The sequence below is a fragment of the Ruegeria sp. BE9 genome (assembly GCF_056538765.1).
The window spans coordinates 1-25939 of sequence record NZ_JBQFTS010000005.1 but is presented as its reverse complement, the minus strand read 5'-3'; the positions used below and the strand labels follow the sequence as shown (position 1 = coordinate 25939).

Below are 25939 nucleotides of genomic sequence, written 5' to 3'. Positions count from 1 at the left end.
ACCTTTGCTACAGGTACAAAGAGATATTCTTTAACATCTTGTCAATTTATTGCCGCTTTCATAGGTCTTAAGTGGAATAACTGAGTACATAGCGATTTCTAGTGTTTTGGAGATGTAGCCATGCCGTTCCTTTTCGATTGGGCGACATTGAGCAGCGCGAACGGTTCAACCGGGCTGACTGACGGAACGAAGACCTCGACATTAACGGCGACGTCGGACCCCGATGTTTTCTATAACGGAGGCTTTGGCGGGAACCTGTTTGTTTTCTCTGGAACACCCGGCCCAGCTGCGACCGAAGTTACATTTTCGACGCCGGTCAAAAACGCGACCTTTGAAATTATCGATCTCGACAGTAACGAAGTGTCGTTTGACGATCGGGTCACAGTACTTGCATTCGACATAAACGGGGATCCGGTACCCGTAATTTTCTCGAACCTGAGCCCCTTCCATGTCCAGACAGGAAACACGGTTGAGGCTGATGGCGCGGATTCAACTGCTGTTGAAGGTCCAGGCGCAGAGGATTCGCTGACTGTTTCATTCGGAGGCCCCGTCGCGACGATCCAGGTTATCTTCGAAGGCGGTTTCTCGTCCGGTGCGAATACAGGCGTAATCGGATTCGGCGACATTTCTGGGGACATTGTCTGTTTCGCACGCGGCACCCACATCCTGACTGAACAAGGAGAGGTTCTTGTCGAAGAGTTGTCGGTTGGCGATCTGGTGTCGACCAAAGACAACGGCCATCAGCGTGTGCGATGGATCGGATCGAGAAAACTCCCACTGAAGTCCCTGGAAGGTTCCGGCGAAAAGCTTCGCCCGATCCGCATCTCAGCCGGTGCACTTGGGCAAGGCTTGCCGACCAGAGATCTGTTGGTGTCCAAACAACACCGCATGCTGGTCTCATCAAAGATCTCTGAAAGGATGTTTGGCAACTCCGAAGTACTGGTCGCTGCGGTAAAGCTAACCGAACTTCCTGGCATTTTTGTCGACAACGAAGTTGACCACGTCGAGTATTTCCACGTTCTTTTCGACAAACATGAAATTGTCTTCGCGGAAGGAGCACCGTCGGAAAGCCTCTACACTGGGCCCGAAGCGATCAGAGCGATTTCTGATGAAGCAAGAGAGGAAATCCTCTCAATTTTCCCCGAAGTGGAAAACCTGAATTATGAGCCGGAAACAGCCTTGCCTGTACCCGCTGGAAAATTGCAGAAGAAGCTTGTGGAGCGTCATTTGAAGAATGGCAGATTGGTTCTTGAGGCGTTTTCTACTCGGCTGAACTAACCAACCGACCCTCAAATCTACTTTCATTCGCCGGAACACTCGTAAAGGCGGAACTTAGTTAAATCTTGTGTTAGGCCCAGGGAACCAATGCGATAGGGAAATTCGCAGGTTGGTTTTTGCCGGTTCGGATATAACACGCAGTTGTTGGGAAGTAAGTCGAGCAACGAGCTTAATGCCGTATCACATTCACTCGGCTAATAGCCCCGAGAGTTTGTCGGCGCCTTGTCGAAGTGTTTCCAGAAACGACAGAAGACTCTTGATGTCATGACGCTGGGTCGGAGCGTGCAAGGACAAAGTACCAACCAATCGCCCCTGCCCGTCCTCAACCGGTACTGCGATAGCGGTCATGCCAGTCATGAACTCTTCATCGTCGGTGGAATAACCCCTCTCGGAAATTCTCCGCACTTCCGCCTGCAGCGATGTTGGATCCGTCAGAGAACGGTCGGTCTGTTGATTCAAATTCCCTGCAGCCAAAAACCCATCCAACGTTTTTTGACGCAGGGTGGACAGATACATCTTACCGCTGGCGGTACAGTGAAACGGCACTTGTGTACCGATCGGTAGCTGAATCCGTAGGGGCCATTTGGTTTCGACGCGGTCGAGATAGATCATCCCTTCGCGGTCCGGAATGGCAAGATTGCAGGTCTCACCCACCTCTTCGGCCACGCTGCGCAGGATTGCCAAGCGCGCGGTCCGCAAATGCTCGGCAGACATTGTATTAACCGACAACAACCGCAAACGCCGACCCGGACCGTAAGACCGACCATCCAAATCACGCTGCAAAAAGCCTTCAGCCTCGGCAGTTTGCAAAAGTCGATGGACGGTCGGCTTGGCCAGACCCAACGCATCAATCAGGTCTGACGGTTTGACAGCCACACCGCGCTTTGCCACCTCTTCAAGGATCAGTAGCAAGCGCAGATTTGTTGGGATCTGTGTCTCTCTTTCTTGTGTGTCTGTCTCTGCCATCCCGCAACATTCTAGTTATTTGGCAGCAGGATCAAGGCAAGATCAGGCACCAGTGACACCAATATCCAGACCGACAGGAGCGCCACCAGATAGGGCACCGTATAGCGTAGCAGCCGGAAGTAAGGCACGCCGGTTACACCAGAAGCCACATAGAGGTTCAACCCATACGGCGGCGTAATGAACCCAATGGAAGCCCCAACGAGGAATATTACCGAAAAGTGGATCGGATCGATCCCAACCGAAGCTGCAATCGGAGCAAGGATTGGGGCCAGAATGATTGTAACCGGCAGGCTTTCCAGCACCATGCCCGAAAAGAAAACAATCACCATCGAGGTAAACAGCACTGCGTGATAGCCGCCCATCGACGTCACAAAATCTCCGATAGTTTGTTGTGCACCCAGCAGGGACAAGATTTGCTGCATCACGACAGAAATGGCGATTAGCGGCGCAAGGATACCGGTAATTTGGGCTGAACGGATAACAATTGAGGGGATCTCTGGAATTGTGAACCCTTCGACCACGAACATCTCAGCGAAACTCTTTTCCGTCGGAGGAATGTCGTTTCGAGCCCCCATCAGGCGGTTGATAGGATAACTGACAAGGCCCGCGATCACACAGAAGCCCACGGTCACACCGGCAGCTTCGGTCGGAGAGAATTTACCGGTGTAGATACCCCACAGCACCAGTCCGATTGCGAAGAACCCTAGCCACGCTCCGAAAGCCGTTTTCAGAACGCGGTTCAATTGAAGTGGGATTAAGTAGCCCCAGCCATTTATGCGGCAAATGATCCAGCACGCGAATTGCATACCCATGACCATCAATGCGCCCGGCAGAATGCCAGCAACAAACAGCTCGGAAATCGGAAGGTTCATGAGGAACCCGTAAACGATAAAGATAATGGACGGTGGAATGATAATCCCCACGGTTCCGCCCGCTGCGGCTGTGGCCGCACTGAACCGCTCGTCGTAACCACCGTTGACCATCTCGGGGTGCAACATCGATCCGATCGTCGCCGTAGTTGCCGAGTTCGACCCAGAAATCGCAGCGAACAACCCGCAGGCGCCGAGTGATGCCATCGCCAAACCACCACGTATCCACCCCAAACAGGCATAGGCAAAATCGCTAAGCCGTCGCGCAATACCCGATTTGTTGATCAAGTCACCGGTCAGGATAAACAAGGGCATCGCCAACAAGGCGAAACCCTTGTTGAAGACGTTCAAAAGTTCGGCCCCCATATTGTCGAGGGTGAGGCCGAGCACGAACGAGCAGCCAATCACCCAATAGCCGATAACAAGCAGCACTGGTACGCCCAGCATGAAAAGGAAAGTGACCCCAAGTGAGATCAGTGTGACCATGGTACCGTCTGTCATCAGTCTGCTCCGATCACGGCTTGCTGGATCAGGGGTTGGCCCGTTCTCCAATTGCGAAGGTCATCAGCAAGGTTCTGAAACACCCGACCAACCATCAGAAAGAATGACAACGGTGCAGCCAACAGAAACCACCACTGCATGATGTTGTCGGTTCCCAGAACAATCTGAAAGTTCGATGCCGACAGTGCGACCAACCGCGAAGTTGTTACGATGACGATCACGGCAAAGATAAACCAAAGAACCGCGTCGAGGATCAGACATGCTAATTGCCCTCCGCGAGGCATTGCCGTGCGGAATTCGGTAAAACTAAGATGAGTGCGAAGGCGGACATTGTAGGATGCCCCAAACCAGGCCATCACCATGAACAACAAGGGTGGTATAGTGGTTGACCATGGTTCTTGATCGTTAAATACGAACCGGTCGATCACTCCCCAGAAAATGATCAGAGCAATTGCAAGGTAGGAATACACCATTACCGACCGCTCCAGGTGGCGTTCTACAAAGGGAACCGCGCGGTAGATCATCATGATTAACAGCCCACCAAGGGCTGAAACGATCGCGCCCCAAACCCACGTTGCGTCAGATTCCAACGCGGATTGGATCTCAAACGAATCCTGGCTGAGAAAGGCGCTGAATATCGCGCCTGTATCTGCCCAAAACGACATGTAGCCCGTCCTCCCAGTCGGTATTAGGTTGAACCGGCCTTTTGTAAGGCCGGTTCTGCAAGTCTATTAAGCTTGGCCCATCCACCAACGGCGAGGCTCAACATTCTCCGGCAACGTATCCGCCGGAATTTCGCGCGCGATGTCATAGATTTCCTGATAGGTATCGATGCCACCCGCCCACTTGTTTAGGCGTTCGCGCCACTGCGCCCAAGGCTCAGGATTGTAGTTCGGAGCGCACATCTCTTCGGCCAGCTTGATCTGATCATCCGGCAGGAAGGCCGGGCGCACACCATTTTCGGCAAAGATCGTGTTGGGCAACTGGGGCTCAGAGAACCCAACCGTGTTCAACAATGCGGCCTCGTTTGCACCCTGTATCAAAGCCTGAGTGAAGTAGGAGGATTCCATAACCGCATCCTGCAGCTCACCACCTAGCCCATCAAAGACTTTGGCAGACATCGACGTGTGTTCAGTACCGCAGAAGAACTTCAGGTTGACTGACTGCGACACGACTGGCGCCATATTGGCGTAAGCCACGGCCGAGGCCCATGTTTCAGCCCCGTCAATCAAACCCGTTTTCAGTGCATCCAGCGTTTCTTCCCAAGCCACCGGAACAGGATTCAAGTTCAGCAACTGCATTGCGATACGGCCAAGCTGCGTGCCCGTCACGCGGTTTTTAGTACCAAACAGCTCTTCCAGTTTGGTCACAGTTGGCTTGTCAGCAAAGGTCGAACCCATCTGTAGGCCACGCAATTCACAATGTGTGAAAAGGAACTTTAGCCCGTGCCGCTTCTCAAGTGGATCGCGCAATATGCGCTGGCTCGCCGGGCTGTAGAAGAAGTGATACTGGGCCGCGCGGCTGGGGAACATATAAGCATAGTCGAGAACGTTCAGATACGGTGCGCCGCCCGCCGAGTTCTGTGTCGAGGCTGCATAGATGTCGACGATTCCCTGCTGAGTTTTCTCGACACAACTCAACTGCCCGCAAATCTGGTTGTCTCCGATGAACTCGATGCGGATCTCTCCGTCTGTCCGCTCTTCCAGGTCACGCGCAAACTCGATGGCGCCGGCACGTTCGATCAGCAGGTTACGGGTATTGAAGCCCGAGGCACCGAATTTCAACGTGTGTTTGGGTTCTTTGGAAAAACGCTTTTCATAGGTGGATTCGGCAGCCTGCGCCAGATTCGCGAGGCTCATTGCACCACCGAAGCCTCCTGCCGCAAGCAGAGTCGAACTCATGCCATAGCGTCCGGCTACACGAAAGAAATCCCTCCGTGAGATACCACTTAGTTTCCGACCGATCTCCATTGCTTACCTCCCTGATCGCAATTATTGAGACGTTTTGTATCAAAAAAGGCTAGTATAATTCGATCAACTTGCATAGGGTTTTTTTCAACAACGCTGAGAGGAGACAGTTATGGAGGTGGATTATGCGGTTGTTGGCGCGGGGTCTTCCGGCTGTGTCATTGCCAATCGTCTGAGCTCCAACCCAGACACAACTGTAGCTCTTCTAGAGGCAGGTGGGCGCGACACGAACCCGTGGATTCACATCCCGGTCGGGTACTTCAAAACCATGCACAATCCATCAGTCGACTGGTGTTATCGGACCGAACCTGATCCGGGATTGAACGGGCGATCCATCGACTGGCCACGCGGAAAGGTTCTAGGCGGCTCGTCCTCGTTGAATGGTCTGCTATACGTGCGAGGTCAAAAGGAAGACTATGATCGCTGGCGTCAGATGGGCAACGACGGCTGGGGCTGGGAAGACGTGCTTCCCCTGTTCAAGAGAAGCGAAGATCAGGAGCGTGGTGAGGATGAATTCCACGGCGTTGGCGGCCCCCTGTCTGTATCGAATATGCGCATTCAACGCCCCATTTGCGATGCATGGGTCGCAGCGGCACAAGCTGCGGGCTATCCGTTCAACCCCGATTACAACGGGGCCGAACAAGAGGGTGTGGGATACTTCCAGTTGACGACCCGAAACGGTCGTCGGTGTAGCGCGGCAGTAGCTTACCTTAATCCCGCCCGCTCACGGCAAAATCTGAACATCATTACCAACGCTTTGGTAACGCGGGTGATTCTAGAGGGTAAGAAAGCTACTGGCTTAACTTACCGAGATCGTTCGGGTGTCGAAAAAACCCTGAAAGTCCGGCGTGAGATTATTCTATCAGGTGGCGCGATCAACTCCCCTCAAATTCTGATGCTTTCGGGGATAGGCGATCCGGATCATCTAAAGGATAACGGCGTCGAACCGCTACATTCGCTACCGGGTGTCGGCAAAGCATTACAGGATCATTTGCAGGCCCGCCTTGTATTTAAATGCAACGAACCGACGCTGAATGACGAGGTCCGGAGCCTGTTCAACCAGGCGCGAATAGCCCTAAAATATGCACTGTTCCGCGCCGGCCCCATGACAATGGCGGCGAGCCTTGCAACCGGCTTCATGAAGACCCGGCCTGACGTGGAAACCCCCGACATTCAGTTTCATGTTCAACCTTGGTCGGCTGATAGCCCCGGCGAAGGCGTCCATCCGTTTTCGGCCTTTACGATGTCGGTCTGCCAGCTGCGACCTGAAAGCCGGGGTGAATTGAGGCTGGACGGACCAGACCCATCAAAACACGTCAAAATAGTCCCGAATTACTTGTCCACCGAGACGGACTGCCGAACCATAGTTGACGGTGTAAACATTGCTCGCAAGATTGCCCGCCAAAATCCACTGGCATCCAAAATCTCTGAGGAATTCCGGCCGACAGCTAAACTGAATTGCGACGATTACCAAGGTACGTTGGACTGGGCTAGGTCAAATTCCACGTCTATCTATCACCCAACGGGTACTTGCGCGATGGGCAGTTCGTCCGCATCGGTGGTAGATTCCAAATTGAAAGTTCACGGAATTGAGAACCTAAGGGTCGCGGATTGCTCGATCATGCCAGAGATCGTCAGCGGCAACACGAATGCTCCGGCGATCATGATCGGTGAAAAGGCAAGCGACCTGATTTCAGAGAAGACCTAGCCATCACTCAGTCGACCGCGCTGACCGCCTTCGAAAACGTTCAGGCAGAATGTCTATTGTGCCGCCGAAGCATTTTGCGGCATCCGCAAAGCGAAATACCACGACCTCGACCACTGAACTAAAAATCTCAAACGATCCCCACTGACCGAAGCGGCCAAGTCAACAGCTTCCCCCAAAGACAATCCAATTTGCCCGTCTACACAGGCAATTAGCCGCGCGCTGTTCAACATCGCAGCCTTCTGAAACCTACGATCAATTAATGTATGCGCGAAGGCATATACATGGTGGCCTGGAACCGGCCGGTGCACTCGATCAGCGACAAGCATCCGGCTAGCTATTGCTTTTTTGGCGCGCGCAAAGAATATGTAAAGCTATGATAAGATCAAGGCGGTGAGAATCCGCAGGCAGACTGGCATGACCAAAATAAAAAACATGGAAGAGTTCGCGGCCCTGAGCGGGATCTCGCGACCCACGGTTTCCAAGTACTTTCAGGATCCAGATAGTGTTCGCCCCACCACACGAGCTCGTATTGAAGAAGCGCTCGAGCGGTTTGACTATCGCCCGAATATCTATGCGGTGAACCAGAACCGTAAACTCACCAAAAACATCGGCATTGTTGTACCCTATTTGGCCGACCCCTTCTTCGCCGAAATCGCCCGCTATCTTGAACAAAGCTGCATTGCGGCCGGGTATCGACCGTCTTTGTTCAGCTCGCATGGCGAACCAAAACTGGAAAACGAAATTTTGGACGGCCTGCAATCCATGAAGCCTGCTGGAGTGCTTCTCGCTCCTTTGGGCCGCACCTCGGACAGAGCCAAGATCGAGAAATTCTGTGCCAATGTGCCAACTGTTCTATTCGACAGTAACCTTGATGGTTTGGGTGCGGCCTTCATCGGCTCGGATAATTTCAGCTTTGTTTCGCAAACCGTCGAATACATGACCCGTACAGGCGAACCGCCCTCGTTCTTCGAAATGCGTACACCGGCAAACCCAAACGCGAACAAACGAAGAAAGGCTTACGTTGAAGTCATGGAGCGTCTCGGGTTTGAACCCCATATCATCAAAGTCGACGGTAAGGGCTGGGCCTTCGAGGAAATCGGTCACAAGGGTGCGCTAAAGGTTCTGGAAGAACGTGGTCTGAGGACAGACTCGGTATTGTGCAGCAATGACCGACTGGCGATTGGCTTTCTCGCCGCCTGTTACGAACAGGGGATTCGGGTAGGTCGTAAAGACGATTGCACCCTGCGCGTGGCCTCTAATGACGATCATCCTTTCGCAAAGTTTACGTGCCCGTCTTTGACAACGGCTGCACATGACTATGACAACGTGGCCAGCCGCAGTGTCGAAACCTTGTTCGAACTCATTGAAAACGGTGGGAAATTCGAAAACCGGACAGAGACACTTTTTCCTGCCCGGCTGGTTTTAAGGGACTCTGCATGACCAAAGTTTTTTAACGCGCGTAAAGTTTTTATTGACGGCGCGATAATTTACGACTTACCCTCTCTGTACGACATCCAAGCTCAGGGAGGACAGGGATGTATCTGAAGCACGCACTTCGTGCGGCGACTGCGCTGACTTTCGCCGCCACGGCAGCAGCCCACGCGCAATCCATAACAATCGCCACTGTAAACAACGGCGACATGATCCGGATGCAGGGCTACACCGACAAATTCACCGAAGCGACTGGCATCGACGTCGAATGGGTTACGCTGGAAGAAAACGTTCTGCGTCAGCGCGTGACCACCGACATCACGACCAAGGGCGGTCAATTCGATATCATGACCATCGGCATGTATGAGACGCCCATCTGGGGCGCAAACGGTTGGCTGGTGCCGCTGGATGGAATGTCAGCAGAATATGACGTTGCCGACATCCTGCCCGCAATGGCCGGCGGCCTGAGCCACGAAGGGACACTTTATGCGGCGCCTTTCTACGGCGAAAGCTCGATGATCATGTATCGCACTGATCTGATGGAGAAGGCCGGTCTGGAAATGCCGGAAGCACCGACTTGGCAGTTTATTCGCGAAGCCGCTTCTGCGATGACGGATCGTGACAACGACATCAACGGTATTTGCCTGCGCGGCAAGGCCGGTTGGGGCGAAGGCGGTGCCTTCATCACCGTTACGGCAAACTCGTTTGGCGCACGCTGGTTCGATGAGGACTGGAAACCTCAGTTCGATCAACCTGAGTGGAAAGAAGCTCTTACGTTCTTTGTCGACATGATGAATGAATCCGGACCGGCGGGTTATGCCACCAACGGCTTTAATGAAAACCTGTCGCTGTTCCAGCAAGGCAAATGCGGAATGTGGATCGACGCCACTGTCGCGGCGTCTTTCGTGACTAACCCCGATGACTCGACCGTTGCGGACAAAGTAGGCTTCGCACTGGCGCCCAATTCTGAAGGCGTCGACAAGCGTGCAAACTGGTTGTGGGCATGGGCACTGGCCATCCCTGCGGGGACGCAACAGGAAGACGCAGCCAAACAGTTCATCGAATGGGCAACGTCCAAGGACTACATCGAGTTGGTGGCCGAAAACGAAGGCTGGGCGAACGTGCCTCCGGGTGCGCGGACCTCGTTGTACGAGAACGACAATTACAAGGAAGTCCCCTTCGCTAAGATGACGTTGGAGTCGATCCTTATGGCCGATCCACAGAACTGCTGTGCTCAGCCAACGCCCTACACCGGCATCCAATTCGTCGCGATCCCGGAATTTGCAGGGATAGCTACGCAAGTTAGCCAGGAGTTCTCGGCCGTTTATGCCGGACAGCAGTCGGTAGAAGAAGCGCTGGAAAAAGCCCAGGCATTTACCGCCGAAGAAATGGAAGCCGCAGGGTACTGAGGCATCCTCCCCGGCGGGCGGGCAGCCTTCTGCCCCCCGCTCCCCACTTCCACAACCCACGTTTTTCTCGCAGGCTGGTAATCGCCTGAACAGAGAGGTCTTGCGTCATGGCAACCCAACATTCCCGATCCGTTGCGCGCCTGATGATGGCACCCGCTGTGGTCCTGCTGCTTGGCTGGATGCTCGTGCCACTGACGATGACACTGTATTTCTCCTTTAAGAAATACCTACCATTGCGCGGCGGCGACCTGGGCTGGGTCGGCTTCGACAACTACGTCCGATTTGTCTCGTCCAGTTCGTTTTGGCCTGCCGTTCAGGCGACGCTGGTTATCGTTGGCGGAGTTCTGGTGATCACGGTTGTCCTGGGCATCCTACTGGCGATGCTGCTGGACCAACCGATGTGGGGGCAAGGTATTGTCCGCATCCTCGTGATTGCGCCCTTCTTTGTCATGCCCACTGTATCCGCGCTGGTTTGGAAGAACATGTTCATGGATCCGGTGAACGGCCTTCTGGCGCATCTGTGGCGTTTTTTCGGGGCCGAACCGATCTCATGGTTATCCGAGGCGTCGATGACTTCGATCATCATGATCGTGTCTTGGCAGTGGTTGCCCTTTGCGACGCTGATCCTGCTGACCGCAATCCAGTCACTGGACAGTGAGCAGTTGGAAGCGGCCGAAATGGACGGCGCCCCAGTGCTGAAGCGCTTCTATCACATCATCCTGCCGCACCTGAGCCGCGCGATAACCATCGTCATCTTGATCCAGACGATCTTTTTGCTGTCGATATTCGCCGAGATTTTTGTCACCACCGGCGGCGCATTCGGCACCCGTACACTCACCTACCTGATCTTCCAGCGCGTGCTGGAGAGCCAAAACGTTGGCCTTGGATCAGCCGGAGGTGTCTACGCAATCATCCTTGCCAATATTGTTGCGATCTTCCTGATGCGCATCGTCGGCAAAAACCTGGACGCGTGAGGAGGAACGACCATGGCCCGCGCCGTCACACCCCGCCGTAAATCGCTGAATACTGCTCTTGCCTGGGCCGTAGGTCTGCTGATCTTTTTCCCGATCCTTTGGACCATCCTAACCAGCTTCAAAACCGAAGCACAGGCAATCGCCAGCCCGCCGATTTTCCTGAACTTTGACTGGACGTTGGAAAACTACGCCATCGTGCAGGAACGCTCAGATTACATGCGGTTCCTTTGGAATTCGGTCATCATCGCAGGTGGATCAACCATTCTTGGGGTTATAATCGCCGTACCGGCGGCATGGGCGATGGCTTTCGTACCGTCCAAGAGGACCAAAGACATCCTGCTGTGGATGCTGTCTACCAAAATGCTGCCTGCCGTTGGTGTTCTCTACCCAATCTATCTGCTGTTCATCCGGCTAGGTCTGCTGGACACACGAGGAGGGCTGGTTGTCGTTCTCATGCTGATCAACCTGCCGATCATCGTCTGGATGCTCTACACCTATTTCCGTGAAATCCCGGGGGAAATTCTGGAAGCTGCAAGGATGGACGGTGCGACGCTGAAAGAGGAAATCCTCTATGTCCTAACGCCCATGGCCATCCCGGGTATCGCTTCGACCGTACTGCTGAACTTCATCCTCGCGTGGAACGAGGCGTTTTGGACGCTCAACCTGACGGCAGTTGATGCTGCACCACTGACTGCGTTCATCGCCAGCTATTCCAGCCCCGAGGGCCTGTTCTTTGCAAAGCTCAGCGCGGCTTCAACCATGGCGATTGCGCCAATCCTGATCCTTGGCTGGTTCAGCCAGAAACAACTTGTCCGCGGCCTGACCTTCGGCGCTGTGAAATAAGGAAGACGACTTATGGGACGTATTCAACTCAAGTCAGTGACCAAAAGCTTCGGCGACGTAGAGGTCATTCCACCGCTGGATCTGACCATCGAGGATGGCGAGTTTACTGTCTTCGTCGGCCCATCTGGATGCGGTAAGTCCACGCTGCTACGCCTGATTGCTGGGCTCGAGGATATCACTTCAGGATCCATCGACATTGACGGGGCCGACGCCACGGATGTGCCGCCCGCGAAACGCGGTCTGGCTATGGTGTTCCAGTCTTACGCGCTCTACCCGCATATGACCGTGCGCAAGAACATCGCGTTTCCGCTGCGTATGGCAAAGCTAGACCAGGCCGAGATCGACAAGCGTGTCGAAGGGGCGGCAAGTGTCTTGAACCTGTCCGACTATCTCGATCGTCGCCCAGGACAATTGTCTGGCGGTCAGCGACAGCGCGTCGCCATCGGGCGCGCTATTGTTCGGGAACCCGCGGCGTTTCTGTTCGACGAACCACTGTCCAACCTCGACGCCGCCCTGCGCGTGGGCATGCGCTTGGAGATCAGCGAGTTGCACGAACGTTTGGCGACCACGATGATCTACGTGACTCATGATCAGGTCGAAGCCATGACAATGGCCGACAAGATCGTCGTTTTACAGGCTGGTGTGATCGAGCAGGTCGGTAGCCCGCTCGAGCTTTACCGAACGCCGCGCAATCTTTTTGTCGCGGGATTCATTGGCTCACCGAAAATGAACTTCATCGAAGGCGAAGAGGCCGCAAAACATGGCGCTCAGACCCTCGGCATTCGACCTGAGCATATCGCCGTATCCGAAACCGAAGGTGAATGGTCCGGGGTCGTCAGTGTCTCTGAACACCTTGGCTCGGACACTTTTTTTCACGTCCACGAAACCGGGTTGGCAGAAACGATCACCGTCCGCGCAGATGGCGAAGTTGGCTTTCGCCACGGGGATCGCATTCACCTGACCCCACGGGCAGATGTCATCCATCGGTTTGACGCAAAAGGTTTGCGGATCGAATGACACGCTTGGCCGGCAAAACCGCCCTGATCACTGGGGCCGCGCGGGGCATCGGATTGGCCTTTGCCAAGGCTTATGTTGCAGAAGGCGCGCGTGTCGCCATCGCCGACATTGACATACAGCGGGCGCAGAACGCTGCGACTGAGATCGGCGATAGTGCCATCGCTGTCGAAATGGATGTCACCAATCAACAGAGCATTGATGATGCCGTCACGCGTACATCCTCACACTTTGGACCCATCGACATTCTGATCAACAATGCGGCCATCTTCACTGCTGCTCCAATCGTCGAGATAGAGCGCGCGGACTTCAACCGCGTCTTTGATATCAACGTTTCGGGCGCGTTGTTCACAATGCAAGCCGTAGCACGCCACATGATTGAACACGGCACCAAGGGCCGGATCATCAATATGGCCTCGCAAGCAGGGCGAAGAGGTGAGCCGCTGGTTGCAGTCTACTGCGCCAGCAAGGCAGCGATCATTTCGTTGACTCAATCGGCGGGGCTGAACCTGATTTCGCATGGGATCAACGTGAACGCGATCGCTCCAGGCGTCGTAGATGGTGAACACTGGGACGGCGTCGATGCTTTTTTTGCAAAGCACGAAGGCAAAGCACCCGGCCAAAAGAAACGCGAAGTAGCAGCAGCCGTCCCATATGGCCGGATGGGCCGGGCCGAGGACTTGACCGGAATGGCGGTGTTTCTGGCATCTGACGACGCCCAATACATCGTTGCACAAACCTACAATGTAGACGGCGGGAATTGGATGAGCTGATGAATCCTCTGTCGAACACAAACCCACTGGAGCAGCTACGGCGCGACAACCTTGCCAACTTGCCAGAAACCGTAAGGACTCCGACCTACAATTTCGCGGACCTAAAACCGGGCATCGTCCATATCGGGCTTGGCAACTTTCACCGTGCGCATCAAGCTTGGTACATTCACCAACTGATGCAACAGGGTCAGGCGTTGGACTGGGCGATAATCGGTGCCGGTGTGCGAAGCTATGACGCTGACATGCGAGAAAGGCTGTTGGCGCAGGACTGTCTGACAACGCTGATCGAGCTGGACCCAACGGGCATATCTGGCGAAGTTATCGGCCCAATGATCGATTACTTGCCGATCGGACCGGGCAACACAGCACTAATCCAGAAGATGACAGACCCAGACATCCGGATTGTTTCGCTGACGGTTACTGAAGGCGGGTATTATCTGGATGCCAACACCGGTGCCTTCAACATCGACCACGAAGATATCCGCCACGATGCGCTAAACCCGGATAAGCCCAAAACGGTCTTTGGCGCCCTTGTTGCCGCACTTGGGAAACGCAAGACAGAGGGTTTTGAACCCTTTACTGCGCTCAGTTGCGATAACCTGCAAGGTAACGGAACGATCCTTCGCAACTGCGTTGTTGGTCTGGCGCGGATGGCCGACCCTGAACTGGCAGACTGGATCGACCTGCACGGTGCGTTCCCGAACTCAATGGTAGACTGCATTGTACCCGCGACAACGGACCAAGTGATCTCTCAAAGCCGTGCGCTAGGGATCGAAGACAGTGCTCCGGTCTCACACGAGAATTTTCGCCAATGGGTGATTGAAGACAATTTCTGCTCAGGACGACCCCCGTTAGAAAAGGTCGGAGTTACACTCACCCAAGACGTTCACAGCTATGAAACGATGAAACTTCGTATTCTGAACGGCGGTCACCAGCTACTGGCAAATGTTGGAGAAGTCCTCAACATCCCAACCATTGCTGATTGCATGCAGGACGCTGATATCTCTGCGTTTTTCAGAAAAGTTCAAACAGAAGAAATTCTGCCTTACGTCTCAGCCGTACCAGGAACGACCCCGACAGATTACCTTAAACTGGTCGAGACGCGCTTTGCGAACACTGCCATTCATGACACGACCCGCCGTGTCGCCTTTGACGGATCCTCGCGGCACCCGGGCTTCTTGCTTCCCTCGCTTCGCGACGCTTGTTCAGACGGATCCTCGGTAACAGGTTTGGCGCTGGCCGAAGCCTTTTGGTGCCGGATGTGCGCAGGCCTTCGTGAGGATGGTTCTGAAATTGATGCAAATGACCCCAAGTGGACAGAGTTGCGTACCACTGCGCTAGCGGCCAAAGCAAATCCCATGCTTTGGATCCAGCAAGAACAGTACTATGGAGACCTCGGTCAAGACACACGCTTTGCGGAAACATTCACAACATGTCTGAACAAGCTTTGGCAGCTTGGAAGCCGGGCCGTCATCTCAGACTATGTAGCCTAAATCGTTGGAAAGAAATGATCACCCGCCTCTAAGCGATTGCGGGTGATCAAACTGATGTGTTCACACCTATTTCTTGCCCGCCACGATACGATCCAGAATAAGCGCGCAGAACAGGATCGCCAGACCAGCCAAGATCCCCTGCCCTGCAGCCGCGTACTGAAGCGCCTCCAGAACATCTTCGCCCAAACCCTTGGCTCCGATCAGCGAGGCAACGACAACCATCGCAAGCGACATCAGAATGGTTTGGTTTACACCTGCCATGATAGTTTTGTGTGCCAACGGTAAGTCTACACGCCACAGCAGGTATCGCGGTGTCGCCCCAAAGGCGAGCGCAGCTTCGCGCACTGTTTCGGGTACTTGTTGCAAACCCAAAACGGTAAACCGGATAACCGGCGGGCTACCAAAGATCATCGTCGCAACCACGCCCGCTGGCTTACCCGAACCGATGAAAGCCACCACTGGGATCAAATAGACAAACGATGGCATTGATTGCATGAAATCTAGTATCGGCCGCACGATAGCAAAGGCGCGTGGACGACGGGCACAATAGATACCCAACGGAATACCCAATGTGATCGAAATCAACGCTGCGGCCCCTAGTAAGGCAATCGTAGTCATTGCCTTTTCCCAGAAATCCAGCAGACCAAGATAGGCCAAAGCCGCACCGGTGAATATCGCGACGCGCGCTCCGGCGGACAAATAGGCCAGCATTATGATCACAAGCGCAACCACCGGCCAGGGGGTATCGACCAGGACCACCTCAATCCAATCCAAAAGGGTGCGCATCCCATAGGTCAGCCCATCGAAGAAACCACGCCCTGCAGTCTTGGTCCATTCAAACACGGCTTGAACACCGTCACCCACGTTCAAGCGCCAGTCGCGATTAGTTGGGAATGTCTTTAAAACGGCCAACGCATCGGGCTGCGCAAATTTGATCATTGAGAGAACAACCACCACACCCGTCAATGCAGATGCGACGATCATCCGGGACATGGACCAACCATGTGCAACGCTTTGGTCCGAGCGCCAGCGCGCGAACTGCCCTTCCAACGTCCAGTTGGCCAGCGAAGCAGCCAGGAATTTAACCGCCAGCAAAAGAACGACCCCGATTGCCAGATAAGTCAGACCCGTGGAATCCGCACTGTTGGCGGCATCTTGAGCACCAGCCAAAGCGCCTTCCAGCGACTCTGCTGCTCGTTTCAAGGAATCCAGAGAGGCCGCGCCAGATTGTTCCGCTGCAGCAATTTGTTGCCGCCGCAGCTCCAACGTCTGCTCGATCTGCTCGGCTCGCTCCCGAAACTCTCGACCTAGGTCACCAAACAAGCCCAGCCCAATCTGGATATAGGCCAGTGTCTCAAGCACCAGAAAGCCAAGAAACCAAGCCCAAAGCCCACGCGCGCCGAACCAGATTGGCCCCAGAACCGCCGCCGCCTTGTTCAGCGTGAACCGATAGCCGGGCGCCTGCATCATGTAAGCAAAGGTCTTTTGATAGTAGTCCTGACCTTGCCCCACAAATTCCCCGATCAAACCATTCAAACGGTCGGCTGTTTCGGGTTTGATTTGATTAACGTCTACATGTTTCATATCCGCCCCCTTAAGCCTGACTGTCCTGAATGGCGCGGATCAACCCCGCACGGTTGATCACCCCAACTGTCTTGCCGTCCTGCGTAACGGCAACGACCCCGTGACCGTCCACGCACAGGTTCATCAGGTCAGACAGGTCCATGTCAGGGTGCGCTTCCTTTGCATCCTCGGGCACTTCACCGTGGCGCGCTTCGAACTCTTCCACCGGTTTCATGACTGCGTGTGCAAAGATCATATTGAGCTTGGAAATCCCGGCGACGAAGTCAGCAACATAGTCATCTGCCGGGTTCAGGATGATTTCTTCTGGGGTGCCAATCTGAACGATACGCCCGTCTTTCATGATCGCGATCCGGTGACCAATGCGAATGGCTTCATCAAGATCGTGCGTGATGAACATCGTAGTCTTGTTCAGCTTGTGACTGAGATCCATAAACTGATCCTGCAATTGCTTGCGGATCAATGGGTCCAACGCCGAGAACGGCTCGTCCATCAACAGGATTTCCGGGTCGGCAGCGATTGCTCGCGCTAGTCCAACGCGCTGTTGCATCCCGCCCGAAAGCTCATGCGCGTATTTGTCTTCCCAACCGCTCAGTTCAACCAGTTCGAGAACCCGGTCTGCCTCTTCCCAGCGGCGCGCCTTGCCGGTTCCACGGATTTCCAAAGGCATCGCGACGTTGTCGCGCACGGTTCTGTGCGGCATCAGGCCAAAATTCTGAAACACCATCGCGACCCTGCGGTTACGCAGATCACGCAGCCCTTCATCGTTCAGGCCCATAACGTCATCGCCATCCAAGTAGATATGGCCGTCGGTCGGTTCGAGCAGTCTGTTCACATGGCGGACAAGCGTCGATTTTCCGGAACCTGACAGACCCATCACGCAGAACAATTCACCCCGCTCGATTTCAAAACTGGCATCAGCCACCCCAACGACACAGTTGAACCGGTCCAACACTTCGGCCTTGCTCAGACCTTCATTGTGTATCGCATTGAGCGCTTCCTGCGAGCGCGCGCCGAACACTTTCCATACGCCTTTTGCATCAATTGCGATATCTGCTGTCATACTGGCCCCACCGCTGTTGATCGTGTTATGTAGCGCCCCCGAAACTTACGGAGGCGCATCCGTTTCAGTTGGTGGTCAGACCCAGCCAGCCATCGACCGTCTCACCATTGGCTGCGATCCATTCCGCCACGACCTCATCCGTATCGCGCCCTTTGACGACGACTTCGTAGGTCAGGCCGCTCAGCTGACCTGCGTCCATATTGATGTTAGCAAGGAACGATGCTGCCGCAGGGTTGCGCTGCTCCAACGACTTTGAGTGCGCCACGGTGACAGTTTTCACCGGCTCACCTGTGCTGACATGGGACTTGTTGAACCAATCGGCATCCTGATCGGGCTGCACCATCTTATACGTCGCCGCATCGTGCTCAGGCTCTTCCAGAATGGTCACGTCATAGAGCGCATGCACGTAGTGCGGCGCATAGCAGTAGAAAGCCGCCCCTTTCTTTTGATCAATCTGATCCTTTAGGCGTGAATAGAACACGGTCTCATCTTCGGTCGTCGGAGTTAGGAATGTTTCAATCCCGTAGTCACGCACCCGTACTTTAAAAGTGTTGGTCGAGGCCCAGCCAGACGCACCGACCCAGACTTCGCCCATCCCGTCGCCGTCTGAATCGAACAGTTCCTGCGCCATTGGTGTGGCCAAGTCGTAAATGGAACGGATATTGTGATCTTCGACCATGTAGTTCGGCACGCAAATCCCGGCGCGGCCTTCGTAGCTCCCGGATGACAACGCCACAGTTGCCTTTTGATCCACATATTCATCGGTAAATGAGGACTGGTTCGGCAACCAGACATCCGGGTGCACATCGATATCTCCGCGTCCGCCATCCATGGCGGCAAAGATGACTGCGTTGGCACCAGGGGCATAGCCAACCTCGCCACCCAAACGCGTTTCGATAACTTGACCGATAACTCGGCTCATGATCTTGGCGCCTGGCCAACTGGGTTCGCCGACCATGACCTTTTCCTGCGCCATCGCTGTTGTTGCAGTCAAAGCCAGGGACAGTGTTACTGTTAGACTCAATTTCTTCATTATTATTCTCCCGTTGCGTTGAGTTACATGCGCGATCACGCGCGGGCCCGCTTGCGTTGCGGGTCTATGAATGGAATGTCCGAGACGGTGGCCCCCAGTCGTTTCATCCGTCCGTCAAGTTGACCGACCTCCAGCCGCGTTCCGTTTTCAGCATTTTCGACAGACAGACGCGTCATGGCGACTGCGTGTTCCAGCACGGGTGAGCGAGTGGCAGAGGTGACAACGCCCACTTGCCGTTCACCTGAAAAAACGGGGGCACCATGGGCTGGCACGTCATCACAACCGATGAGTAACCCTTTGAGCACTCTGCGAGGATCGCGCGCGTTACGCTCAAGGGCCGCCTTTCCCGAGAAATCAGGCTTGGTCAGATCAACGGCAAAGCCAAGTCCGGCCTCAAGGGCGTCGACGCCGGGCGCGAATTCGGCGTTGGCGGCTGCCAAACCTGCTTCGATCCTAATAATATCCAGTGCCGCCGAGCCCATTGGAGTGATCCCGAACTCTTCGCCCGCCTCCATGACCGCATCCCAAATCGCGACGGCATCTGACTTGGAGCAGAATACTTCGTATCCCAACTCACCTGTGTACCCTGAACGCGACAGCATAAAGGGGGTGCCTTCCCGGTCGCGAAGCCGCGCAACGGTGACGCCAAACCATTTCATGTGGTCCAGTGCAGGCACATGAGGTTGCGTAAAAGCAATCTTGCGCAACAGATCACGAGACTTTGGCCCCTGAATGGCCAAGTTCGGCATCGCGTCACGCAAAGCATGCACTCGGACTTGCAGGCCACGTTCGTCAGCCAGAGTCTGCAACACGCGGCCACTTTCTTCAGACCCACAGCACCAGCGAAAAATCTCTGGCGCCAATCGGAACAAAGTACCGTCATCAATAACAGAACCACTCTCGTCACACATGAGAGTGTAAGACCCGCGCCAAACAGGTAATTTCGCAACATTGCGCGTGGTGGCAAGTTGCAGCAACGCCTCGGCGTCCGGACCAACGACATCGAATTTGCGCAGCCCGCTCATGTCTTGGACTGTCACTGCCTGCCTGCACGCCCAGTATTCCCCCAAGGTACCATGCGCCGGATAGCTGACCGGCGCCCACAAATCCCTCGCCGGGGCAAAATGCTGGGTCAGCGGGGCAATACGATCATGAAACGCAGATTCCTGACTGATAGACATCGGGGCATCTTCCTTTTCACGATAGGCAACCGCGCGGCGGATTGGCGTTTCGGGGCGGTAGATGCGCACATGCACATCTGTCGGGTTCCAGCCATTTATGGGGTCGATGTCGTCCGGGCAGGCGGTCGAAACGCAGACCAGGTCTTCAAGCGCGCGCATGGCAACATAGTCGCTGGGGCGCGAATGGGATTCTTCGGTCAGGATGTGATGGGTCGCTGGGTCGATCCATGTATTCCAAAAGAAATTTATTGCAGGCCATGCCGCTCGTCGCGCCACGCCGTAAGGAGCCAAAGCGTTAGACATATTGTCGGAGCAATTCAGATGACCTGGAAAGCCCCGGTCCTCATACCCGCGCGCCGTGCAGGCCAGCCCAAACGTATCATGCCGTCCACATGTGTCCTGCACGACATTCAGCAGTGGCCGCATCTCACGGTCGAAAAATTTGTCCAGTAATCCGGGTCCGGGATAAGCGCGCCGCACCATTGACCGGGTTGCGGTCGAGTCAATCATCCACTCGTCCCCACGGGCCAACCCATCAGCCCGTAGCGCCATGAAATCGGAACATTGCTGCCCTTCGACATCAATGATCTGAACAAATTCCCCTGCCTTAAGTTCATACGCAATTGCGCTGCCCCGCGGCACGGTAAATTCGTCCCGCGTATCGCCCAATAAAGGGGGCAGATGCACGTTACCCAAATCAGCTGGTTTGTGGCGGACTGTTACATCTGCGTTGTTCGCACCCGAGATCAAACCCTCAATGGCCACTGGTCGAATAGCCCAAACGGTGACTTTACGATCAGCAGACAGAATCAATGGATCAGTGACCCGATCAATCCTATGGCACGGAACTGGTGTGCTTCCGCCCTGAGCTTCGATCCACCCCTCAAAACGGCCACTGTCAAAGCCAGCACAATCGACCTGCCCGTTAGCAGACAAGCCCAAGGCTTTGGGATCGGCATGCCCATCATCGCTGAACACCACCAAATCCACTGTTTGCCCTAGGGCGGCACCTTCCAGAGACAACAGGTCCCCCGGCAACATGGTCAACTGAGCCGCCTGGCGTGCGGACAGTATATGCGTTTGTACGCCGGTATTCTTTGGGAAGCCCGGAAATCGGCGTCCTGGGCTATCAAACCCGGTGTTGGTGAACGCATGTAAAACCGATGATCCATGCATGGCGACGTCAGATTCTCTCTAATGTAACTAGTTACAGAGGTTGATGAAACTAGTTACATATGTCAACTCTTTCGTAACAGAACAGCAAAAACGGACGCTAAAGCCGGTGACACAAAAAGCCCCTGAGCCTAAAAAACGTGCAAATCTCAGAGATGTAGCGAAGGCCGCGGGGGTCTCAGTCGCGACGGTCTCGCGGGTTTTGAATGAGCCCGGCGTTGTGAAAAAGGACACGTTGGATAAAGTTCAGGCCGCAATTGCGGAGCTAAAATTCGTCCCTAGTGCCGCAGCGCGCGCAATTAATTCCGGGCGCACTCGATTTGTAGGCGCTCTGATCCCAACTCTGGATAACGCAATCTTCGCCCGTTTCCTTGCCGCATTAGAGCGGAAGCTGTCCGAGCAACAGTTATCCCTGATCGTGGCTACAACTGAATCAGATCCGGGTATTGAGGCTGAAAAAGCAAAAAGCTTGGTGGATATCGGCGCCGAAGGACTGATCATTACTGGCGCAGATCACAATCCGGCGCTTCACGATTTGATTGATCGAACCATGCTACCTACGATCATCACCTCATTTTATGACCCTGCAAACCCGCTTCCTACTATTGGATATGACAATGCGGCGGCCGCACAGTTGGCCCTGCAACATCTTATAGAATTGGGCCATCAGCGCATTGCAGTCGTCCACGGTCCAGTCCGAGACAATGACCGTACACGCGCGCGCCTTGCTGGCCTAAAGGCGGCGCCCTTCGACGGAGAGCTATCCACCTTCGAAACGGAAATCAGTCACCGAGGCGGCGCAGACGCTGCAAGAAAGGTTTGCAGCCAAGCCCGACTGCCGGACGCTGTTCTTTGTCTATCTGATGTCGTTGCCCTAGGAGTTCTATTTGGCCTTCAGGCGCAAAAGATCGCCGTTCCTGATCAGATTTCGATGATAGGGATAGATGATTTGCCCAGCTCGGCAGTCGCAGTCCCCCCCCTGACAAGCGTGCATCTGCCAGTTACTCAGATGGGCGAACGTGCAGCAATCGCACTGGCCGATTGGGTGACAAATCAGAAAGTGCCAACAGCGGAGAAACTCAACGCAAACCTCGTCGTTAGAAGCTCCACTAAAAAACTATAGGCAAAACTGCGTCAGCGGTGTTGCATCTATTAGGCTTCAATTTTCGGATCATAAGGAGATCGAAGTGACGAGAATTGGCCAAAGAAATCACTCAGGCAAGTTAGAAGGCAAGGCCGTTTCAACGGGTAAAAAATTCCCGGGTTTTTCCTTATTGCGACCTTTCCAAGAACCCGTTTCAAAACAGATCTGTTGATGCGCCAGCTTGCTGAAATTAGCCGAATTCGCTGATTATTTGCATAAAATTTTTCAATCCTAATCTCAGAATTTTCCGCATACTGAATAGCAAAAAACTCGTTTATTACGCAAAACCCAGACACCGGAGTTTGGGAGGAACTGCTTGTCTACGAAGGTTGTAAAATTTTTGAATGTGTTGCGAACGCTTCACGTTACTGAGGATTCCCCGAGAACCAATACTTGGAGCCGATCAAGAGCTCCCCTTTCGAAGCCCCAATGGCTTCGCGAAGGATCGGGTAGTCAGCTGACTTCTCGAAGGCATCGCGTCACGACTTCCGGTGACGACTGGAAAACAAGCAAAGGCCCTAGAGCAACTGAAACGCGTCCTTGGAGAGGAAAAACCGCGACAAAAGGAACTCCGGGCCCCCTCAGCAAAAAACACTCAACGTCCCTAGGGCCGGAACCTTCTCAAGAACACCCCAAACAACCAAACGCGGCGCGCTGCGCTGAGATGGCACCCTATCACCTCAGCGCAAAATGCTGAGCACACATGTTTAGACTGGAGGAGAAACAAATGTCTAAGGAACCCCCAATGATGGATCTTCCCATCAAGGTTTCGGAAGGCGGATTTTATGACGGCTTTAGCAAAGACGTCACGATCGCTTCGAAGATCCTTGTTGGCGCACTGATATTCTGGGCCATCGCGTTTCCTGAAAACGCCTCAACAGTACTGGGCGCGATGAACAGCTTCCTGCTGGCGAATTTCGCATCCTGGTACACTTGGGTCGTGGCCTTTTTCATAATTGTCTGTGTGGTTCTGGCGTTGATCCCTTCCACCGGTCGATTGAAGTTAGGCTTACCAGATGACAAGCCCGAGTTCTCCAGCTTTTCCTGGTTCTCGATGATGTTTGGAGCAGGGATCGGCATCGGCATGCTGACCTTTGCAACCGCTGAACCGATGTACCACTTTGCCAAAAACCCCGAGACCATTCAGGGCATCGTCGAAGGCTCAACCGCTGGAAACGTACGCTTTGCCTACAAGTGGTCTTTCCTGCACTGGGGTTTCTCGGCTTGGGCTTGCTATGCTCTGGTGGGCTTGTCACTTGGTTATTTTTCCTACCGCCGCAACCTGCCGCTGACGATCCGTTCGGGCCTGACGCCTCTGTTCGGCAATCGCCTTTCGGGTGGCCTCGGTCATGCCGTGGACATCGTAGCCGTTGTGGCGACTGTTCTCGGTGTCGCACAAACGCTTGGATTTGGAGTCGAACAGTTTGTAGCCGGGATTCACCGGATTGGCGTGGGCGATTGGCTTCTGAACGAGGACGGCAAAGCCACCACAGCGGCTATTGTTGTTGCTCTGATGGTTATTATGGGCGCATCGACCCTGTCGGCTCTGTCCGGTGTTGGCAAAGGCATTAAATGGCTGTCGAACATCAATATGGGCCTCAGCTTCTTCCTGCTGGCGTTCTTCCTGATCTTCGGCTCTGCAGTCTTTGGCATTCAGGCGTTGTTTATTGGCCTTTATGACTACATCGTCGCGCTTCCAGGTATGCTGTTCAATGTTTGGCGTGCTGACGGCACCGAAACAGGTGACGCATTGGCAAGCTGGCAAGGCGGTTGGTCGGTATTCTACTGGGCTTGGTGGATCGCCTTTGCACCGTTCGTCGGCGTGTTTCTTGCCCGTGTTTCGCGCGGCCGCACCGTACGGGAGTACGTTCTGGGCGCGATCATTGTTCCGTCAATGATGTGCTTTATCTGGTTTACGCTGGTCGGTGGTACCGCGATCGATCTGACACTGGATGGAACTGCTGGTGATGCAATCACTGGTGCGGGCCAGCAAGCGCAGCTTTTCGCCATGTTGGACGTCATTCTGTCCAGCGGGTTTGCATGGATCATGGCCGTAATCGTAGTTGTGCTACTGCTGACATACCTAGTCACGACAGCTGACAGTGCAGTTCTTATCGTCAACACCATCAACTCAGGTGGTGACGAAGGCCCTAAAGGTCGCCCACACATCCTGTTCTGGGGCGCAGCACTGGCTCTGGTGGTAGGCGCATTGCTGATCATCGGCGGATTGGGTGCAATCCAGACAGCGATGGTAATCGGTGCACTACCGTTCAGCGTTGTGATGGCGTTGATGGGCATTGCGCTGATCAAGGGCATCATACGCGACGGGCAACGTGAGAAAATGGGCGTCACCAGCGTTCACACTGCCGAACCTGCAGAATAAACTAAGAAAAACGATGGCGGGCATGGGCAATGTCCGCCATCATTGTCTCTGGCCGTCAAATCGAAAACAATTTTCGACACGGCCCAACAATCTTCTGACTTGAGGCCTCAATGCTGACACGAGACCAACTACAAACTCTGAAAAACCTGAGTGTCGAATGCCATGACGACGGGGTCTGGGTCGTCCGGCTGAACCGACCACAAAAGCGAAATGCACTGGATCTTGCCACGATTGATGAACTGGTGGAGCTATTCACCAGCGCGCCGCGCCTTGGAGCTTCTGCTATTGTCCTGACCGGCGAAGGAAACCATTTCTGCGCCGGCCTAGATCTGGTTGAACACCATAATGAAGACCGCAGCCCTGCGGACTTCATGCATGTATGCCTGCGGTGGCACGAAGCGTTCAACAAGATGGAATATGGCGGTGTACCGATCATCGCCGCCCTTACCGGAGCCGTTGTGGGTGGCGGGCTTGAACTGGCCAGTGCGGCCCATATCCGTGTTGCGGACGCTTCGACTTATTTCGCGCTGCCTGAAGGCCAGCGTGGGCTATTTACCGGAGGTGGTGCAACCATTCGAGTGGCGGATTTGATTGGCAAGGCGCTAATGATCGACATGATGCTGACTGGCCGCGTCTATCAAGGGCAGGAGGCGATCGATATCGGTCTTGCACAATACAAAGTCGAAGGTTCCAGTTTCGACAAAGCACTGGAGCTGGCGCGACGTGCGGCTGAGAACCTTCCACTAACCAATTTCGCGATCTGCTCTGCCATCAGCCACATGCAGAACATGTCACCGCTGGACGCGGCCTACGCAGAATCAGTTGTTGCCGGTGTCGTAAACACACAACCGGATGCACGAGCACGGCTTGAGGCATTTGGGAACAAAACTGCAGCGCGAATTCGCCCTAACTCGGAGTAAATTCTGCTCTAGGGTAACTTGGCCGGACAAATAAGATACTTGGTGCTTGGGCAAAGCGGGCCTCGTCCGGCCACATCCCCACTTTTTGATTGCTCTTAAACCACTAAAAACTTCTGTTTTTAAAAGAAAATTGTACGCTTGGCATCAGAGATGGGTTTCATATTAATTTTGTTTATAACAGTTGGTTTCATTAGTCATTGGATTTCTGGGTGGTGGTTCGAGGAAACTGCTTTGA

Annotated in this window: 20 protein-coding genes; 12 read left to right on the top strand and 8 right to left on the bottom strand. The window is 54.3% G+C overall.

The window, feature by feature from the left end:
• Positions 1-120 precede the first annotated feature (120 nt).
• Positions 121-1278 carry a Hint domain-containing protein gene (locus tag ACR0EO_RS14375; protein WP_480691067.1) on the top strand — a complete coding sequence of 386 codons (1158 nt, stop codon included), beginning with the start codon at positions 121-123 and terminating at the stop codon, positions 1276-1278.
• A gap of 186 nt (positions 1279-1464) precedes the next feature.
• Here ACR0EO_RS14375 and ACR0EO_RS14370 read toward each other — a convergent pair whose 3' ends face one another.
• From ACR0EO_RS14370 to ACR0EO_RS14355, 4 genes are all read right to left on the bottom strand, one after another.
• Positions 1465-2244 carry an IclR family transcriptional regulator gene (locus tag ACR0EO_RS14370; RefSeq protein WP_480691065.1) on the bottom strand — a complete coding sequence of 260 codons (780 nt, stop codon included), beginning with the start codon at positions 2242-2244 and terminating at the stop codon, positions 1465-1467.
• Positions 2245-2255: 11 nt separating this feature from the next.
• Entirely contained in the window at positions 2256-3614 is a 1359-nt protein-coding gene (locus ACR0EO_RS14365) for a TRAP transporter large permease (RefSeq protein ID WP_480691063.1), read from the bottom strand.
• A complete protein-coding gene (locus ACR0EO_RS14360; protein ID WP_480691061.1) occupies positions 3614-4279 on the bottom strand; it encodes a TRAP transporter small permease in 666 nt (221 codons plus the stop codon). The genes ACR0EO_RS14365 and ACR0EO_RS14360 overlap by 1 nt, the downstream gene beginning before the upstream one ends.
• A 66-nt stretch (positions 4280-4345) precedes the next feature.
• Positions 4346-5584 (bottom strand): TRAP transporter substrate-binding protein, encoded by a 1239-nt coding sequence (locus ACR0EO_RS14355; RefSeq protein WP_170429646.1) that lies wholly within the window; start codon positions 5582-5584, stop codon positions 4346-4348.
• 109 nt (positions 5585-5693) lie between these two features.
• Between ACR0EO_RS14355 and ACR0EO_RS14350 the strand changes: the two genes are divergently transcribed.
• The 8 genes from ACR0EO_RS14350 to ACR0EO_RS14315 all read left to right on the top strand — a co-directional run bounded on the left by ACR0EO_RS14350 (position 5694) and on the right by ACR0EO_RS14315 (position 15226).
• A complete protein-coding gene (locus ACR0EO_RS14350; protein ID WP_480691059.1) occupies positions 5694-7289 on the top strand; it encodes a GMC family oxidoreductase in 1596 nt (531 codons plus the stop codon).
• Between the two features lie 414 nt (positions 7290-7703).
• On the top strand, positions 7704-8729 hold the full coding sequence (locus ACR0EO_RS14345; RefSeq protein WP_480691057.1) for a LacI family DNA-binding transcriptional regulator: 1026 nt from the start codon (positions 7704-7706) through the stop codon (positions 8727-8729).
• A 95-nt stretch (positions 8730-8824) separates the two neighbouring features.
• On the top strand, positions 8825-10129 hold the full coding sequence (locus ACR0EO_RS14340) for an ABC transporter substrate-binding protein (protein ID WP_480691055.1): 1305 nt from the start codon (positions 8825-8827) through the stop codon (positions 10127-10129).
• Between the two features lie 107 nt (positions 10130-10236).
• Positions 10237-11103: a carbohydrate ABC transporter permease gene (locus ACR0EO_RS14335; protein WP_480691053.1), complete on the top strand. Its 867-nt coding sequence runs from the start codon at positions 10237-10239 to the stop codon at positions 11101-11103.
• A gap of 12 nt (positions 11104-11115) precedes the next feature.
• Positions 11116-11946: a carbohydrate ABC transporter permease gene (locus tag ACR0EO_RS14330; protein WP_480691051.1), complete on the top strand. Its 831-nt coding sequence runs from the start codon at positions 11116-11118 to the stop codon at positions 11944-11946.
• Positions 11947-11958: 12 nt separating this feature from the next.
• Positions 11959-12963, top strand: a complete 1005-nt coding sequence (locus tag ACR0EO_RS14325) for an ABC transporter ATP-binding protein (protein ID WP_480691049.1) — start codon at positions 11959-11961, stop codon at positions 12961-12963.
• Positions 12960-13733, top strand: coding sequence for an L-iditol 2-dehydrogenase (locus ACR0EO_RS14320; protein WP_480691047.1), 774 nt, complete (start codon positions 12960-12962; stop codon positions 13731-13733). The genes ACR0EO_RS14325 and ACR0EO_RS14320 overlap by 4 nt, the downstream gene beginning before the upstream one ends.
• Complete coding sequence (locus ACR0EO_RS14315; RefSeq protein WP_480691045.1) at positions 13733-15226, top strand: mannitol dehydrogenase family protein; 1494 nt, start codon at positions 13733-13735, stop codon at positions 15224-15226. Before ACR0EO_RS14320 ends, ACR0EO_RS14315 begins: the two co-directional genes overlap by 1 nt.
• A 66-nt stretch (positions 15227-15292) precedes the next feature.
• Here the strand turns inward: ACR0EO_RS14315 and ACR0EO_RS14310 are convergent, their stop codons facing one another.
• From ACR0EO_RS14310 to ACR0EO_RS14295, 4 genes are all read right to left on the bottom strand, one after another.
• Entirely contained in the window at positions 15293-16810 is a 1518-nt protein-coding gene (locus ACR0EO_RS14310; RefSeq protein ID WP_480691043.1) for an ABC transporter permease, read from the bottom strand.
• A 10-nt stretch (positions 16811-16820) separates the two neighbouring features.
• The gene (locus tag ACR0EO_RS14305; RefSeq protein WP_480691041.1) at positions 16821-17870 is read right to left on the bottom strand and encodes a quaternary amine ABC transporter ATP-binding protein; all 1050 of its coding nucleotides are present in this window, start codon (positions 17868-17870) and stop codon (positions 16821-16823) included.
• A gap of 64 nt (positions 17871-17934) precedes the next feature.
• Positions 17935-18903 carry an ABC transporter substrate-binding protein gene (locus ACR0EO_RS14300; protein WP_480691039.1) on the bottom strand — a complete coding sequence of 323 codons (969 nt, stop codon included), beginning with the start codon at positions 18901-18903 and terminating at the stop codon, positions 17935-17937.
• Between the two features lie 35 nt (positions 18904-18938).
• Positions 18939-21260 carry a DUF1989 domain-containing protein gene (locus tag ACR0EO_RS14295; protein ID WP_480691037.1) on the bottom strand — a complete coding sequence of 774 codons (2322 nt, stop codon included), beginning with the start codon at positions 21258-21260 and terminating at the stop codon, positions 18939-18941.
• A gap of 43 nt (positions 21261-21303) precedes the next feature.
• Here ACR0EO_RS14295 and ACR0EO_RS14290 point away from each other — a divergent pair, with 43 nt between their 5' ends.
• From ACR0EO_RS14290 to ACR0EO_RS14280, 3 genes are all read left to right on the top strand, one after another.
• Positions 21304-22380, top strand: a complete 1077-nt coding sequence (locus ACR0EO_RS14290) for a LacI family DNA-binding transcriptional regulator (protein ID WP_480691035.1) — start codon at positions 21304-21306, stop codon at positions 22378-22380.
• Between the two features lie 748 nt (positions 22381-23128).
• Positions 23129-24784, top strand: a complete 1656-nt coding sequence (locus tag ACR0EO_RS14285; RefSeq protein ID WP_480691033.1) for a BCCT family transporter — start codon at positions 23129-23131, stop codon at positions 24782-24784.
• A gap of 110 nt (positions 24785-24894) precedes the next feature.
• Complete coding sequence (locus ACR0EO_RS14280) at positions 24895-25704, top strand: crotonase/enoyl-CoA hydratase family protein (RefSeq protein ID WP_480691031.1); 810 nt, start codon at positions 24895-24897, stop codon at positions 25702-25704.
• The last annotated feature ends 235 nt before the right edge of the window (positions 25705-25939 follow it).

Coding starts and splice junctions, on each gene's coding strand:
- ACR0EO_RS14375 (WP_480691067.1), top strand. CDS start 121: ATGCCGTTCCTTTTCGATTGGGCGACATTGAGCAGCGCGAACGGTTCA.
- ACR0EO_RS14370 (WP_480691065.1), bottom strand. CDS start 2,244: ATGGCAGAGACAGACACACAAGAAAGAGAGACACAGATCCCAACAAAT.
- ACR0EO_RS14365 (WP_480691063.1), bottom strand. CDS start 3,614: ATGACAGACGGTACCATGGTCACACTGATCTCACTTGGGGTCACTTTC.
- ACR0EO_RS14360 (WP_480691061.1), bottom strand. CDS start 4,279: ATGTCGTTTTGGGCAGATACAGGCGCGATATTCAGCGCCTTTCTCAGC.
- ACR0EO_RS14355 (WP_170429646.1), bottom strand. CDS start 5,584: ATGGAGATCGGTCGGAAACTAAGTGGTATCTCACGGAGGGATTTCTTT.
- ACR0EO_RS14350 (WP_480691059.1), top strand. CDS start 5,694: ATGGAGGTGGATTATGCGGTTGTTGGCGCGGGGTCTTCCGGCTGTGTC.
- ACR0EO_RS14345 (WP_480691057.1), top strand. CDS start 7,704: ATGACCAAAATAAAAAACATGGAAGAGTTCGCGGCCCTGAGCGGGATC.
- ACR0EO_RS14340 (WP_480691055.1), top strand. CDS start 8,825: ATGTATCTGAAGCACGCACTTCGTGCGGCGACTGCGCTGACTTTCGCC.
- ACR0EO_RS14335 (WP_480691053.1), top strand. CDS start 10,237: ATGGCAACCCAACATTCCCGATCCGTTGCGCGCCTGATGATGGCACCC.
- ACR0EO_RS14330 (WP_480691051.1), top strand. CDS start 11,116: ATGGCCCGCGCCGTCACACCCCGCCGTAAATCGCTGAATACTGCTCTT.
- ACR0EO_RS14325 (WP_480691049.1), top strand. CDS start 11,959: ATGGGACGTATTCAACTCAAGTCAGTGACCAAAAGCTTCGGCGACGTA.
- ACR0EO_RS14320 (WP_480691047.1), top strand. CDS start 12,960: ATGACACGCTTGGCCGGCAAAACCGCCCTGATCACTGGGGCCGCGCGG.
- ACR0EO_RS14315 (WP_480691045.1), top strand. CDS start 13,733: ATGAATCCTCTGTCGAACACAAACCCACTGGAGCAGCTACGGCGCGAC.
- ACR0EO_RS14310 (WP_480691043.1), bottom strand. CDS start 16,810: ATGAAACATGTAGACGTTAATCAAATCAAACCCGAAACAGCCGACCGT.
- ACR0EO_RS14305 (WP_480691041.1), bottom strand. CDS start 17,870: ATGACAGCAGATATCGCAATTGATGCAAAAGGCGTATGGAAAGTGTTC.
- ACR0EO_RS14300 (WP_480691039.1), bottom strand. CDS start 18,903: ATGAAGAAATTGAGTCTAACAGTAACACTGTCCCTGGCTTTGACTGCA.
- ACR0EO_RS14295 (WP_480691037.1), bottom strand. CDS start 21,260: ATGCATGGATCATCGGTTTTACATGCGTTCACCAACACCGGGTTTGAT.
- ACR0EO_RS14290 (WP_480691035.1), top strand. CDS start 21,304: ATGAAACTAGTTACATATGTCAACTCTTTCGTAACAGAACAGCAAAAA.
- ACR0EO_RS14285 (WP_480691033.1), top strand. CDS start 23,129: ATGTCTAAGGAACCCCCAATGATGGATCTTCCCATCAAGGTTTCGGAA.
- ACR0EO_RS14280 (WP_480691031.1), top strand. CDS start 24,895: ATGCTGACACGAGACCAACTACAAACTCTGAAAAACCTGAGTGTCGAA.